The organism is Sphingomonas endolithica (genome assembly GCF_025231525.1).
GTDB classification, from domain to species: domain Bacteria; phylum Pseudomonadota; class Alphaproteobacteria; order Sphingomonadales; family Sphingomonadaceae; genus Sphingomonas; species Sphingomonas endolithica.
In genome coordinates this window covers 3,953,753-3,968,321 of the sequence record NZ_CP103057.1, presented here as the reverse complement: position 1 = coordinate 3,968,321, position 14,569 = coordinate 3,953,753, and the positions used below count along the sequence as shown (strand labels likewise).

Sequence of the window (14,569 nt, the reverse complement as noted above, 5' to 3'; positions counted from 1 at the left end):
CGTCACATCTCCTGGACCGCCTGCACCCCCATGATGCCGAGTCCGTTGCGGATAACCTGCCCGATCGCGTCGGCCAAGAAAAGGCGCGCGCACGTCAAGGCGGCATCGTCGGCGATCAGGAATCGCCGTGCGGGATCATCCTTGCCCATGTTCCACGCGGCATGCAACATCGCCGCCAAGTCATAGAGATAAAAGGCAATCCGGTGCGGCTCGCGCGCCGTTGCGGCAGTCTCGACGATGCGCGGGAACTGCGCGCAGAGCTTCACCAGTGCCAGTTCCTGCGTGTCAAGTTGGGACAGATCGATCGAAGTGCAGGAGATCCCCGCTTCCGCCACCTTGCGTTTCAGCGAGGCGATCCGGGCATGGGCATATTGCACGTAGAATACCGGATTGTCCTTGGACGCCTCCACCACCTTGGCGAAGTCGAAATCCATCTGCGCATCGGCCTTGCGCGTCAGCATGGTGAAGCGGACGACATCCTTCCCGACTTCGATCACGACATCGGCAAGCGTGACGAAGTTGCCCGACCGCTTCGACATTTTCACCGGCTCGCCGGCGCGCAGCAGCCGCACCATCTGCACCAGCTTGACGTCGAAGCGGGTCTTGCCGCCGGTCAGCGCCTGCACCGCGGCGACGATGCGCTTCACCGTCCCGGCATGATCCGCGCCCCAGATGTCGATCAGCGCGTCCGCGCTTTGCGCCTTCTGGTAATGATAGGCGAGATCGGCGCCGAAATACGTCCAGTCGCCGCTCGACTTGCGGATCGGCCGATCCTGATCGTCGCCGAATTGCGTCGAGCGGAACAGCGGCAGCACCACTGGCTCCCAATCCTCTAGCTCCTGCCCCTTGGGCGCCTCCAGCACGCCATCATAGATCAGGTTGCGCGCGCGCAATTCCTTTTCGGCCGCTTCGGGCTTGCCCGCGGCCTGCAATTCGGCTTCCGACGAGAACAGATCGTGATGGATACCGAGCAGCGCCAGATCCTGCTTGATCAGCACCAGCATTGCCGCGACCGCCGCCTTGCGGAACGGCACCAGCCAGTCGCTCTCCGGCGCCTCGACATAGCGGTCGCCGAATTCCTGCGCCAACGCCTGCCCGACCGGTACGAGGTAATCGCCCGGGTACAGCCCTTCCGGAATCTCGATCGTCGCGCCCAGTGCCTCGCGGTAGCGCAGGTGCACCGAGCGGGCGAGCGTATCCACCTGGCCGCCGGCATCGTTGACGTAATATTCGCGGATCACCTTGCTGCCGGCAAATTCCAGCAGGCTGGCCAGCGCATCGCCGACCACCGCGCCGCGGCAATGCCCCATGTGCATTGGTCCTGTCGGATTGGCGGAGACATATTCGATGTTGACGGTCGTCCCCCGCCCCTGAGTCGACCGCCCGTAATCGTCGCCCGCATCGGTGATCGCCGACAATTCGGTGCGCCAGATATCCTCCACCAGCACCATGTTGATGAAGCCCGGCCCGGCGACCGATACGCGTTCGACCTCGTCCAGTTTGGCCAGTTCAGCGGCAATCTTGTCGGCCAGCGCACGCGGATTGGTGCCGGCAGGCTTGGCCAGCACCATCGCGGCGTTGGTAGCCAGATCGCCATGCGTCACGTCGCGCGGCGGCTCCACCGTCACTGCGGCACGGCTGAGCCCGGCCGGCAGGTCACCCGCGGCGACGAGCGTGTCGAGCACGGTCTCCAGATGCGCGGTAAAACGGGTGTACAGGGTCATGATGGGTCCGGTCGATTGAAGCGAGCGCGGCCTTTAGCCGAATGGACCGGCGGACTCAAATAACTGCCCGTGACGCATGCGTTTGCTGCAACTGGTCGCGCGCACTTTGCGATTGGCGGCTATGCTGCACTGCAATATTCGTGGCTCAACAAGCATAGCAGCGGCTGAGGATGCTGATCCGGCTTTCGACCCAATCGAAAGGACCCAAGATCATGACCAAGCTGTTCGCCGCCTTCGCGCTTGCCGCCACCATCGCCGCCCCCGCTTTTGCCCAGGAAGCGTCGCCCGAGCGCAGCTTCACGCGCGACGGTGTCACCTATGTCTACACCGCGACCAAGGTTGGTGACACGACAGTGCTCGCCGGCCGCGCCTCACCCGTCGGTGGGCCGTTCAAGCTGACCGTGCGCGGCAAGCAGGTCAACGGTCGCGCCGGTGGCGTTCCAGTGTCGTTCGCGGTCGACCGGCCACTGGCCCGCTCCGCCACGACGCTCGCGGCGCGCTAAAGTGATAACTTAAAACCTCTACCCGTTCGTGCTGAGTAGAGACCGAGTAGGCCGAAGGCCGTATCGAGGGCTCGTATCGAAGCACCTTGGAGCGCGCGGGCGCGTGGCCTTCGACACGTCCTCTCAATGCGCGATTGGCGCTACTCGATCGCTAGTCAGGACGAACGGGGGGTGAGCGTACCCCAAGTCATCACGCGCTAGAACCCTTCGGGCAGATCGACCGGACCGACCGCCTCGCGATAGCGGGTGACGGCGTACCGGTCGGTCATGCCGGCGATGAAGTCGGCGATGTGACGGCTGCGGTCCGGCTCCTGCCGTGGCAGGCGGGACCAATCATCGGGCATCAGTGCTGGATCGGCGTGGTAGGCGGTGAACAACCCCGCTACCACGCCGTGCGCCGCATCGGCCGCTGCCAGCTGCCGCGGATGGTGGTACAGATTGTCGTACATGAAGCGCTTCAGCAGCCGCTCGTCCTCGCGCATCGCGGGGGAGAAGCCGACCAGCTGACCCGCCGCCCGGACATCCTCGGCATTGGCGATGCCCGCGGCGGCTATGCGGCGCCTGGTCTCGTCGATCACGTCGTTGACCATGGCGCCGATCTGGCTGCGGATCAGTTCGCCGACCAGCCGCTGGGGCGCGATATCGTCGTTGCTGCGGCACACGGCCTTCCAGCCGCCGGCGACGAACGGCACGGCCATCAATTGCTGCACGTCGAGCAGCCCGGCGCGCAGGCCATCGTCGATGTCGTGATTGTCATAGGCGATATCGTCGGCGATCGCGGCGACCTGCGCCTCCAGGCTCGGCCAATGCGTCAGGTCGAGCGGGAACGCCGCATCGGCTGCCGCCAGTGCCCAGCGCGGCTCGCGAATCGGGCCGTTATGCTTGGCCAGCCCCTCCAGCGTCTCCCAGGTCAGGTTCAGTCCGGGCCAGCGCGGATAAGGCGAGTCGATCGTCATCAGCGCGCGCAGCGTGTTACCGTTGTGATCGAACCCGCCATGTCCAGCGAGCGCCGCCTGCAGCGCATCCTCGCCGGCATGGCCGAAGGGCGGATGGCCGATATCGTGCGCCAGGCACAGCGCCTCAGTCAGGTCCTCGTTCAGCCCAAGCACGCGCGCGATGGTGCGCCCGATCTGCGCCACTTCCAGACTATGCGTCAGGCGAACGCGAAAATGATCGCCGTCGGGCGCCATGAACACCTGCGTCTTGTGGCGCAGGCGACGGAAGCTGATCGAATGGATGATGCGATCGCGGTCGCGCTGAAAGGCATCGCGCGGGCCGCGCTGGGTCTCGCTTTGTTCTTTATGCAGGCGACCGCGGCTGCGCTCCGGGACGGATGCCCAGGGCGCAGGGTACGTCAAACCCATACCTCACGGCCGTCATCCCGGACTTGGTCCGGGAACCAGGGTCCCGCAAACGCCGCACCGGTTACCTGTGCAGCACGTTGGATCCCGGACCAGGTCCGGGATGACAGGTCGAAATGGGCAATCACTTTGCGCCCAGCCGCGAAACCTTCTGGCCTGCCTCGCTGGTGACTGAGAAGCCGGACAGCCCCTCCTTCGTCAGTGCATTGACGAACGCGCGCGCCTCGCTGTCGGTCTTGAACGGCCCGGCGAGCACGCGATTGGTCGCGCGCAGGGGTGTCGTCCAGCCGCTCTTGCCCTTGAAGGCTGCCGGTGCCTTGTTCTTCACCCGCGTCCATTCTTTGGCCAGGTCACCCTGGTTCGCGCCGCCCGCCACCTGCACCCAGATCCGCGCCGGCTCGAGCAGCTTGGGATCCTTCTTCTTCAGCTCCTCGGCCTTCTTGGCGTCTGCCAGCTTCTTGGCCTCGGCCGCCTTCTTGGTATCGGCACCTTTCTTGGTGGCCGCGAGCGTCTTGGCGTCGGCCAGCTTCTTGTCGGCAAGCTTCTTGTCCGCGAGCTTTTTGTCCAACGCGGCCTTGTCGTTGTGGCGCGTATCCGCTGCCCGCTCGTCCGCATCCGGCGCATCGGCGCGCGGCGGCTGACGCCGCGCAGCGACGGACGCGTCGACGATCGGTGCCGGCCCGGTGGGTGCCGCAGCAGCCGTCTCGACCGGCGCGGGTGCAGGATCCACCGGTGCGACATCCAGCTCGGAACCTGGAACAGTGATGTTGGCGATGATCTTCGCCAGGATCGAATCCTCCCCGCGTGCCGGTCCGGGCGCCGGCGGCAGCGTTGCCGATGGCGCGGTCAACGGTGGCGACGGCGGCGTCACCGCGGCGACCGACATGGACGGGATCGGCTGCGGTGCCGGGGAGCTGCTCGGCGTCGAGACCTGAGGCGGAGTCGATACCGCCGCGCTGACGACCGGCGCCGTCGGGACAAAGGCAGGCGACGCTTGCTTCGCAACGGCATCGACACGCGCCGGCTGGAGCACGGGCGTGACCGCCGGCGTGGGCGTCACGGTGGCGGCCGCGCCCGGCGTTACCGCGGAAGGCACCAGCACTGGCGCCGGCCGCGGCTCGACCACCACGGGGCGCGGCGTAACGACGGCGCTTGCCGAGGCGGCTGGCGGCACCGCCCTGATCGGTGCTTCGCTGATGATGCGCGGCGTTTCTACCACCCGCGTGTTCGTCTCGGGCACCGGACGGACCGGCACCGCCGACATCGTCATTGCCGGCACGATCCGATTGTTCGACGCGAGCGACACGGACGGCAGCGCACGCGCCGGCGCCGTGGGCACGTAAGCCGGGCGTCGCACCTGCTGCACGTAGACCGGTGCCGGCAACGCCCCGGTCGAGGCAAGCGCCGACCCTTGATAGGCGGGCGGCTGCGGCAACGGCACGGGCGCCGGGGCCGAGGCGAGTTCGATCTTCTCGCGCCGTCCGCGGCGGCGCTCCTTCTTGCGGTCCGCCTTGCTCGGCTGCGCGGCAGCCAAGACTGCTACCGGTGGGGCACGTCCGGGCTCGGGTGCCAGCGCCGGCAAGCGCGGCGCGAGCCGCGCGTCCGCCAGTCGCGCCGGCGACGGGCGCACTTCGCCGAAATGCACCGCAAAGGCGCGATCCACCGGCCCGAGGCGCGGTAGGCGATCGAAGAACGGCTGGAGCCCCTGCGCCATGCCGCCGGGCATCATGCTCGTCGCGATCTTGGTCGCGCCAGCCGCATCGCCCGTCATGGCCAGGATGAAGGCACGCGTGCGCCACGCGCCGCGGTCGCTGCGGCGGAGCAACGGATCGATCACCGCCAGCGCTTCCTCGCGCTTGGCCGAAATGCCCAGCGACAGCGCATAACGCCGCAGCGTCTCGTCCGCCGGGCCGTCGCGCAGCGCCAGCCGGTAATCGCGCTGCGCCCTCTCCTGCTCCCCGAGCAAATCATAGGCCAAGCCGCGGTCGGACGCGAACCGTCGCACGTCGCCGCGCAATTGCTCGGCTTGGCCGAATTGCAGCAGTGCCTCACCCGGCCGGCCAGATTGCACCAGCAGGCTACCCTTACCGGCCTTGATCCTGGGATTGCTCGGGTCGATTCGCTCGGCACGCGCAAAGAAGCCGGCGGCGGCGGTGGTATCGCCGAGTTTCAGCGTCAGTTCGCCCGCGCGCACCATCGCCGCCACATCGCGTGGATTGGCGCCGAGCAGGCGCATCTCGGCGGCAAGCTCGTCCGCATCCGGCGTTGCCTGCTGCACGAAGCCCTGCGCCCAGGCGGACATGGGTGCCACGGCCGCCAGCGCACAGGCCAGCGCCGTCACGGCTATCTGAGGGAGTCGAAAGGATTGCATCACTGCTTCGGGGTAAACGCCAGCCAGGCCTAACCGGCAATGGCCGGCGGCGCCGCCAAGCGACGGAACGACACGAACCGGCGACACACCGGTTCGCGTCGTTGCCGGGCTACCTCACTGATTGTTCTGGCGGTGCAGGAAACGCGGGATATCGATCGCATCCTTGTCGGCCGCATCGGCCTCCTCGTCACGCGCCGCGCCGCGCGTCGCACCCGACATGCGCTCGAACAGCGTACCACCGAGCTTCACGCGCGGCGCACCGGCCGGCGCTTCCGCCGGCGTCTCGGCGGCAGGCGCACCCGGCGACAACCAGCGACGACGCTGGCTGCCATCGGCGACATCCTGCGCCGGCAGCGCGACCGAATCGTCGCCGAAGGTAAGTGGAGCGCGCACCGGCGGTGCTTCGCTCTCGCTGCCGAGCACCAGTTCGTCGGCCTCTTCATGCTGCGGCGCGAGCGGCGCAGCCTTTTCCGGCTCGGCTGCAGGCGTATAGCTCGGCGCTTCGTCGCGCGGCAGCACGGGGGCCGCCTGCGGTTCGACCGTCGGCGCCGGCTCCATCACGGAAGCGGCAGACGCGGCGGGTGCCTCCGGCTTCTTCGTGCCGGCAAAGCTGAACGCGCGCGGTGCGGGCGCCGTTGCCTCGGCCGGGCGTGCGGTCGCCTCGATGCCGGTGGCGACCACCGACACGCGGATCTTGCCCTCCAGGTCCTGGTTGAAGGCCGACCCCCAGATGATGTTGGCGTCTTCGTCGACCAATTCGCGAATGTGGTTGGCCGCTTCGTCGACTTCCAGCAGGCGCATGTCGTCGCCGCCGGTGATCGAGACGATCACGCCCTTGGCGCCCTTCATGCTCACGCCGTCGAGCAGCGGGTTGGCGATCGCCTTGGATGCGGCCTCGATCGCGCGATTGTCGCCCGATGCCTCGCCTGTACCCATCATCGCCTTGCCCATTTCCTGCATGACGGAACGGACGTCGGCGAAATCGAGGTTGATCAGGCCGGGCATGACCATCAGGTCGGTAATGCCGCGCACGCCCTGCTGCAGCACCTCGTCCGCCATCTGGAACGCCTCCTTGAAGGTGGTGTTCGCATTGGCGACCAGGAACAGGTTCTGGTTGGGGATGACGATCAGCGTATCGACATACTTCTGCAGTTCCTCGATCCCGGCTTCGGCCGCCTTGGCGCGGCGATTGCCCTCGAAGGCGAACGGCTTGGTCACCACGCCGACGGTCAGGATGCCCATGTCACGCGCCGCCTTGGCGATGACCGGGGCCGCGCCGGTGCCGGTGCCGCCGCCCATGCCCGCGGCGATGAACACCATGTGGCTGCCCTCGAGCATCTTGGCGAGGCTGTCGATCGTCTCTTCGGCGGCCGCGCGACCGATCTCCGGCCGGCTACCGGCGCCCAGGCCCTGCGTGATCTTGGCGCCCAGCTGGATGCGCTGCGATGCGCTCGACTGCTTCAGCGCCTGCGCATCGGTATTGGCAACCAGGAAGTCGACGCCCTGCACTTCGGCCGCAATCATGTTGGCGATCGCGTTGCCGCCTGCCCCGCCGACGCCGATCACCGCGATGCGCGGGGTCAGTTCGTCGACTTCCGGTGCCAGAAATTCGATGCTCATCTGCCTATCTCCACCGTGCGCCAACACTCCGGCACAAAAAAGTTCGTAATCCGCTTCCTGCACCAACCCTTGGGCGCGTTCCAGCGTGAAAGATACCAGTTGCGGTATTTGTTCAATAATTGGCCCGCGCCATGGCGATCAGCCGCCGGATCGCGCCCAACCCCTTGGGCCGGTGGACCATCTGGTGCTTGCCCGCCAGCGCGCGCAGATCGACCGGATCGGACGCGGCATAGAAAGCCAGTCCCGCCAGCGTCGCGAAAGCCGGGCCCGAATGCGCCTCGGGCAAGGCGGTCAGCCCGCGCGGCCGGCCGATGCGCACCGATCGACCCAGCGCCTGCTGCGCATAATCGGCCACGCCCTTCAACTCGGCGCCCCCGCCGGTCAGCACCACCTGCCGCCCTACGGGTCCGGAGAATTTCAGCTCGGTCAGCGCCTTCTGCACTTCGCCCACCAGATGATCGAGCCGCTGGCGGATCACCGCGATCAACTGCGCACGCGTGATCCGCGTGCCGTCGCTCTGCCCCTCCTCGCCGCTGATCGGCGCCACGTCGATCATGTCGTGATTGTCGCGCGGCGAAGCATTGGCCGAGCCGTAGAAGCATTTCATCCGCTCCGCCTGCGCGCGGGACGTGCCGAACGCGCTGGCGATATCGTCGGTGATGTCCTGCGCCCCGAACGGGATCGAGGTGAGCCCGACCAGCATCCCCCCGGCGAACAGCGACACGTTGGTGATCCCCGCGCCCAGCTCGACCAGGGCCACGCCCAGTTCGCGCTCCTCGTCGCTGAGGCACGCCATGCCGGTCGCCACCGGCGAGGCGATGATCGACTTGACCTCAAGATGCGCATTGGCGACGCACAGCCCCAGATTGCGTACCGGCGATCCATCTGCCGCGACGACATGGATATGCACGCCCAGCCGGTCGGCATGCAGCCCGAGCGGCTTCTTCACGCCGGTCAGCCCGTCCAGCGTGTACAGCGCGGGCTGCGCGTGCAGCACCATGCGGCCGGCGGGATCGATCGACTCACGGCCGGCATGCAGCAGCGCATCAATGTCGGACTGCTCCACCCGGTGCCCGCCCAGTTCGAACTCGATCGACGCGACATCGCTGACCAGCCCGCCGGCGGAAAAGCTCACCCACACGTTCTGGATGTTGACGCCGGCGATCCGCTCCGCCTGCTCGACCGCCTCGCGCACCGCCGCCTCGGTCGCGTCGGCATCGGCGATATAGCCGCGCTTCACGCCGCGGCTCTCGCGCTGGCCGGTGCCGAGCACGATCAGCTCGCCGCCATCGCCCTTCTGCGCGATCATCGCCGAGATCTTGGACGATCCGATGTCCAGCGCCGTGATCAGTTCTTCCGGTGCAACCTTCGCCATGCCAGTTATCCTTGCCCCGCCGCACTAACATGTTTTTTCGCTTCGATCACTGCAGGTTGTGCAGCGGCGCCCGCTTCATTGGGGTCGGTGATCGCACGCCCGGCACTGTCGCCGGGCTTGCGCGCCACCAATTTGCTCGGGTCGCGCATGTCGAAGCGCAGCCAGCCCTTGCCGAGCAGCGGCTTCGACCCGTCGAGCTGCGCGAACTTGGCCAGCGCCGCTGCCGCCGCCGCGTCGCCCGCCGGCAAGGCCAGCGTCTCGCCGCTCTCGAAGGTCAGGTTCCAGCGCCGGTTGCCGACCCAGGTCGCGGCCTTGACCAGCGGCTTCAGCGCCGGCGCCGCTTTCAGCAATTGCTGATACGCCGCTTCCTGCTGGTTCGCGCCCGGCCCGATCACCAGCGGCAGATCTGGCATCGCGTCGGCGCGCACCGGCTCCAGCCACACGCCGTCGGGGCCGATCAGCGACAATTGCCCCTTGTCCTGCCACACCGCGGTCGGCTTGCGCTCGACCACGTGCACCAGCAGCGTATCGGGCAGGCGGCGCGAGACATGCGCATCCTCGATCCAGCCATATTGCAGCAATTTGGCGCGGACATCCTCCAACCGCACCAGCGGCATCGCACGCGATTGCTGGTCGAGCGCGACGGCATAGACCGACATGCGGTCCATGCGGCTGAGGCCCGTCACCTCGATCTGCTCGACGCGAAAGCCTGCCCGGCCGACGCCTTCCGCCAGTGCCGTGCCGACCGCCGATGGCACGCCCATCCACACCGCCAGCGTGCCCAGCCCCGCCATCACCGCGCCGGTGATTGACCAGGTCGCGATGCGGTGCACCGTCGCTTCGCTGACCGGCAACGCGGCGATGCCGCGGTCGATCATCGACACACGCGGCGCCCGCTTCTGCACCGGCCGCCGCGCCGGGCTGCGCTTCAGCGTGCGGCTGCTCATGGCACCCCGCTCCCTAGGCAGTCATTCCCGCGCAGGCGGGAACCCATAATCTCGAACGTCGAAGATGGAGAAGCGAGGTCAGCCAGTATGGATCCCCGCCTGCGCGGGGATGACGGCGGGCTCGTCGGCTGGCAGCGGCCCACCACCCTCATGCCAACGCCTCGTCGAGGATCTTCTGCACCAGTTCGGCATAGCTCATGCCGTTATGCCGCGCTTGCTCCGGCACCAGGCTGAGCGGGGTCATGCCGGGCTGCGTATTGACCTCGAGCAGGAACAGCCCCTCGACGCCGCACTCATCGTCCCAGCGGAAGTCCGACCGCGACGTGCCCTTGCAGCCGAGCACGCGGTGCGCCTCCAGCGCCAGCGCGTTGCACGCGGCGGTAATCTCGTCGGGCACATCGGCGGGATAGATATGCTCGGTCAGGCCGTCGGTATATTTCGATTCGTAATCGTAGAAGCCGCTTTTCGGGCGTAGCTCGGTAACGCCCATCGCCTGGGCGCCGATCACTGCCGTCGTCAGCTCACGGCCACGGATGAACGGCTCGGCGAGCAGTTCGTCGAACTCGTTCCACGGGCCGATGCTCGCCGCGGCGATCGGATTGCCGTAATTGCCCTGGTCGGTGATGATCGCCACGCCGACCGAGGATCCTTCGTTGACCGGCTTCAGGACATAAGGCCGCGGTAATGGATCGCCCTCGAACAGGGTCTCGGTCCGCACGATCCGCCCGCCGGGCATCGGAATGCCATGCGGGACCAGCGCCTGCTTGGTCAGCACCTTGTCGATCGCGATCACCGAGGTGGCGAGCCCGGAATGCGTGTAGGTGAGACCCATCAGATCGAGCAGCCCCTGCACCGATCCGTCTTCGCCGGGCGTGCCGTGCAGTGCGTTGAACACCACGTCGGGCGCGGCGTCGGCGAGCCTGGCGGCGACATCGCGGCCCATGTCGATCCGCGTGACGCGGTGCCCGAGCGATTCCAGCGCCTCGGCGATCCCTTCGCCCGACATCAGCGACACTTCGCGCTCGGCCGACCACCCGCCCATCAGGACGGCGACGTGCAACCCACTCACGACGTCACCCCGACCCGTTGAATTTCCCACTCCAGTTCCACCCCCGAATGCGCCAAGACCTTGGCCCGCACGTCTTCCCCCAATGCCTCAATCTCCGCGCTCGTCGCGGCGCCCAGATTGAGCAAGAAATTGGTGTGTTTCTCGCTCACCTGCGCATCGCCGCGCCGCAGACCGCGGCAGCCCGCCCGGTCCACCAATTCCCAGGCCTTGTGGCCTTCGGGGTTCTTGAACGTCGACCCGCCGGTCTTCGACCGCAGCGGCTGCGAAGCCTCGCGCGAGGCCGCGATGCGGTCCATCTCGGCCTGGATCGCCCCCGGTTCGCCGGTTACGCCACGGAAAGTCGCGCTGACCACCACGCAACCGTCTGGCAGCGATGAATGCCGATAAGTATAGCCAAGCGCGTCCACCGCCTGCGTGATCAACTCGCCCGATCGCAGCACGACGTCGCACGCGACCAGGATCTCGCTCGTATCGCGCCCATAGGCGCCGCCATTCATCCGCACGAACCCGCCGACGGTGCCGGGAATCGAGCGCAGGAATTCCAGTCCGGCGATCCCCGCATCGCGCGCCGTCGACGATACCAGAATGCCCGATGCCCCGCCGCCACATTGCAGCGTGGTCGCATCCAGCGCCTCGACCCTGGCGAACGCCTTGCCCAGCCGCACCACCACGCCCGGCACGCCGCCGTCGCGCACGATCATGTTCGAGCCCAGGCCGAGCGCCATCACCGGCACCGCGGGATCCAGGTCGCGCAGAAAGCCGCCGAGATCGGTCACGTCCTTTGGCTCGAACAGCCACTGGGCGGTGCCGCCCGATTTGAACCAGACGAGCGGCGCCAGGGGGGCGTTTTCGGTCAGGCGGCCCTGCACTTGAGGCAGAGTAGCGCGAGCTGCGAGCGCGACGCTCATCGGTCAGCCACCCCTGATCCGTTCGTGCTGAGCTTGTCGAAGCACGTGCCCTGCAACACGCCCTTCGACAAGCTCAGGGCGAACGGGTTGGGGCAGATCCCGTAAGTCACGCGCGCCCCGCCGTGATCGCATCGGCCAGCCCAGCCGCCCACTTGGTAATGTCCCCGGCCCCCAGGCACACCACCATGTCGCCGGCCTGCACTACGCCCGCCAGAGCCTCCGCCAGCCCCGCGGCATTGGCCACCGTCGCTACCGAGCGATGCCCGCGTCTTTTCAGTCCCTCGACCAGAGCCTCGGCATCCACACCCTCGACTGGCATCTCGCCTGCGGCATAGACCGGAGCGACCAGCACCATGTCGGCGTCGTTGAAGGCCTGTGCGAAATCCTCCATCAGATTGCCCAGTCGCGAATACCGATGCGGCTGGACCACGGCGATCACGCGGTTCTCTACGCCCTCGCGCGCCGCCGACAGAACGGCCCTGATCTCGACCGGGTGATGCCCGTAATCGTCGATTACCGTCACCGTCCCGCCATCCACCGCGACCTCGCCGACCTTGGTGAAGCGGCGCTTTACCCCGCCGAACTTGGCGAAACCCTGCTGGATCGTCGCGTCGTCGATGCCGAGTTCGAGCGCCACGCCGATCGCCGCCAGCGCATTCTGCACATTGTGCCGCCCGGGCATCGGCATCTCGATTCCCTCGATCGATCGCACCGAGCCATCGCGGCTGCGCACCAGGCATTCGAAGCGGTTGCCGCCGGGGATCGGCGTCACGTTCACACCGCGCACATCGGCCTGCGCGGCAAAGCCGTACGTCACTACGCGACGGTCGCGCACGCGCGGGATGATCCCCTGCACTTCGGGATGATCGAGACACAGCAACGCCGCGCCGTAAAAGGGCACGTTCTCGATGAAATCGACGAACGCGTCCTTCACGGCATCGAACGAGCCATAATGATCGAGATGCTCGGGATCGATATTGGTGACGACCGCAATCGTGCCGTCGAGCCGCAGGAAGCTGCCGTCGCTCTCGTCCGCCTCGACCACCATCCAGTCGGATGCGCCCAGCCGCGCGTTCGACCCATAGCTGTTGATGATCCCGCCGTTGATCACGGTCGGATCGACGCCGCCGGCATCCAGCAATGCCGCGATCATGCTCGTTGTCGTGGTCTTGCCATGCGTGCCCGCAACCGCAACCGTCGATTTCAGGCGCATCAGCTCGGCCAGCATCTCGGCACGCCGCACGACGGGAATGCGCCGTTCGAGTGCCGCATAGACTTCCGGATTGTCGCGCTTGATCGCGGTCGAGGTCACGACCACTGCCGCATCCCCCAGATTGGCGACATCGTGGCCGATCGCGACCTGGATGCCGAGCGCGCGCAATCCCTCGACGGCATAGCCTTCGCCGACATCGGATCCCTGTACCCGGTACCCCAGGTTATGCATCACCTCGGCAATGCCCGACATGCCGATCCCGCCGATGCCGACGAAGTGGATCGTGCCGATATCCGTTGCGACACCCCTCATGCGAAGCTCGGCTTTCCGGTCGGCAGCGGCACGCCGATCGGCAGGGCGCTGTTGGTTTGATCGAGGCTCTCGACGAGATCGGCGAGATCGCGTGCGGCATCGGGCCGTCCGCAACTGCGTGCGCGGCCGGCGGCATTCTGCAGCGCCAGCGGGTCGAGCCCGAGCCGCTGCATCTGCTTGGCGAGTTCGACCGGGGTAAAGGCGCGCTGGTCGATCGTCCGTGCGCCGCCGGCCTGGGTCATCTCGCGGGCATTGGCAGTCTGGTGGTCGTCGGTCGCGCCGGGCAACGGCACCAGGATCGCCGGCCGGCCCGCACAGGTCAGTTCCGCCAGCGTCGAGGCACCGGCGCGTGCGATCACCAGATGCGCCCAGGCGAGTTGCTCGGGCATGTCCGGCAGATAGGTGGCGAGTTCGGCCGCGATCGACAATTCGGCATATTTGGCGCGCGCCGCGTCGATATCCTCGATCCGCGCCTGGTGCGTCACCTGCAATCGCCGCCGGAAACTGACCGGCAGCAGCGACAATCCGTCGGGCACGATCTGGCTCAGCACGCTTGCGCCCTGGCTGCCGCCGGTCACCAGCACGCGGAAGATGCCGTCTTCCTCGAGCAGCGGATAAGGCTGCGAGCGGAGCGCCAGCACGGCTTCGCGCACCGGATTGCCGACGAGGCGCGCCTTGCCCCGATACTTGTCCTTCAGCCGTTCGACATCGGCATAGGAGGTCGCGATCGCGTCCACCCGGCCGGCGACCAGCCGATTGACCCGGCCGAGCACCGCATTCTGTTCATGCACCGCCGTCGGGATCTTGTGGTGGAACGCGGCCAGCAATGCCGGCAATGCGGGATAGCCGCCGAAACCGATCACCGCGGCGGGCCGCTGATGCTTGTAGAGCTCGATCGCCAGCGCCCGGCCCTCGACCATCGCGCGCGCGGCCTTGGCCCAGCCGATCGGTCCGCCTGCCAGACGACCGGCGGGCAGCACGTGCGTCTGCACGCCGCCTGGGCCATTGTCGAACAGCCCCGGAAACCGCACGCCGCGCGCGTCGCTGATCAGCGATACGTGGTGCCCGCGCTTGCGCAACTCTCCCGCCAGCGAGGCAGCCGGCACCATGTGCCCGCCGGTGCCGCCTGCGGCCAATACGAAATGCTTCTGCCTGCTCACTGCACG

General features: G+C 67.4%; 11 protein-coding genes. 1 reads left to right on the top strand and 10 read right to left on the bottom strand.

Annotated elements, in window-relative coordinates; all coding sequences use genetic code 11:
- Nucleotides 1-2: 2 nt before the first annotated feature.
- Nucleotides 3-1,724: an arginine--tRNA ligase gene (gene argS / locus NV382_RS18880; RefSeq protein WP_260598371.1), complete on the bottom strand. Its 1,722-nt coding sequence runs from the start codon at nt 1,722-1,724 to the stop codon at nt 3-5.
- 212 nt (nt 1,725-1,936) lie between these two features.
- On the opposite strand from argS, the gene NV382_RS18875 reads away from it, so the two are divergent.
- Nucleotides 1,937-2,227: a hypothetical protein gene (locus NV382_RS18875; protein ID WP_260598370.1), complete on the top strand. Its 291-nt coding sequence runs from the start codon at nt 1,937-1,939 to the stop codon at nt 2,225-2,227.
- A gap of 197 nt (nt 2,228-2,424) precedes the next feature.
- Here NV382_RS18875 and NV382_RS18870 read toward each other — a convergent pair whose 3' ends face one another.
- From NV382_RS18870 to murG, 9 genes are all read right to left on the bottom strand, one after another.
- Nucleotides 2,425-3,585 carry a deoxyguanosinetriphosphate triphosphohydrolase gene (locus NV382_RS18870; protein ID WP_260598369.1) on the bottom strand — a complete coding sequence of 387 codons (1,161 nt, stop codon included), beginning with the start codon at nt 3,583-3,585 and terminating at the stop codon, nt 2,425-2,427.
- 127 nt (nt 3,586-3,712) lie between these two features.
- A complete protein-coding gene (locus NV382_RS18865; RefSeq protein WP_260598368.1) occupies nt 3,713-5,929 on the bottom strand; it encodes an SPOR domain-containing protein in 2,217 nt (738 codons plus the stop codon).
- Between the two features lie 144 nt (nt 5,930-6,073).
- A complete protein-coding gene (gene ftsZ, locus NV382_RS18860; RefSeq protein ID WP_260598367.1) occupies nt 6,074-7,579 on the bottom strand; it encodes a cell division protein FtsZ in 1,506 nt (501 codons plus the stop codon).
- Nucleotides 7,580-7,691: 112 nt separating this feature from the next.
- Nucleotides 7,692-8,954, bottom strand: coding sequence for a cell division protein FtsA (gene ftsA, locus NV382_RS18855; protein ID WP_260598366.1), 1,263 nt, complete (start codon nt 8,952-8,954; stop codon nt 7,692-7,694).
- A gap of 5 nt (nt 8,955-8,959) precedes the next feature.
- Entirely contained in the window at nt 8,960-9,901 is a 942-nt protein-coding gene (locus tag NV382_RS18850) for a cell division protein FtsQ/DivIB (RefSeq protein WP_260598365.1), read from the bottom strand.
- A gap of 148 nt (nt 9,902-10,049) precedes the next feature.
- Nucleotides 10,050-10,943 carry a D-alanine--D-alanine ligase gene (locus NV382_RS18845; RefSeq protein ID WP_260600483.1) on the bottom strand — a complete coding sequence of 298 codons (894 nt, stop codon included), beginning with the start codon at nt 10,941-10,943 and terminating at the stop codon, nt 10,050-10,052.
- A gap of 23 nt (nt 10,944-10,966) precedes the next feature.
- Nucleotides 10,967-11,878 (bottom strand): UDP-N-acetylmuramate dehydrogenase, encoded by a 912-nt coding sequence (gene murB, locus NV382_RS18840; RefSeq protein ID WP_260598364.1) that lies wholly within the window; start codon nt 11,876-11,878, stop codon nt 10,967-10,969.
- Nucleotides 11,879-11,984: 106 nt separating this feature from the next.
- Nucleotides 11,985-13,403, bottom strand: a complete 1,419-nt coding sequence (gene murC / locus NV382_RS18835; RefSeq protein ID WP_260598362.1) for a UDP-N-acetylmuramate--L-alanine ligase — start codon at nt 13,401-13,403, stop codon at nt 11,985-11,987.
- Nucleotides 13,400-14,563, bottom strand: a complete 1,164-nt coding sequence (gene murG / locus NV382_RS18830) for an undecaprenyldiphospho-muramoylpentapeptide beta-N-acetylglucosaminyltransferase (protein WP_260598361.1) — start codon at nt 14,561-14,563, stop codon at nt 13,400-13,402. Before murG ends, murC begins: the two co-directional genes overlap by 4 nt.
- Nucleotides 14,564-14,569: the final 6 nt, after the last annotated feature.

Coding starts and splice junctions, on each gene's coding strand:
- argS (WP_260598371.1), bottom strand. CDS start 1,724: ATGACCCTGTACACCCGTTTTACCGCGCATCTGGAGACCGTGCTCGAC.
- NV382_RS18875 (WP_260598370.1), top strand. CDS start 1,937: ATGACCAAGCTGTTCGCCGCCTTCGCGCTTGCCGCCACCATCGCCGCC.
- ftsZ (WP_260598367.1), bottom strand. CDS start 7,579: ATGAGCATCGAATTTCTGGCACCGGAAGTCGACGAACTGACCCCGCGC.
- ftsA (WP_260598366.1), bottom strand. CDS start 8,954: ATGGCGAAGGTTGCACCGGAAGAACTGATCACGGCGCTGGACATCGGA.
- NV382_RS18850 (WP_260598365.1), bottom strand. CDS start 9,901: ATGAGCAGCCGCACGCTGAAGCGCAGCCCGGCGCGGCGGCCGGTGCAG.
- NV382_RS18845 (WP_260600483.1), bottom strand. CDS start 10,943: ATGGGCGGGTGGTCGGCCGAGCGCGAAGTGTCGCTGATGTCGGGCGAA.
- murB (WP_260598364.1), bottom strand. CDS start 11,878: ATGAGCGTCGCGCTCGCAGCTCGCGCTACTCTGCCTCAAGTGCAGGGC.
- murC (WP_260598362.1), bottom strand. CDS start 13,403: ATGAGGGGTGTCGCAACGGATATCGGCACGATCCACTTCGTCGGCATC.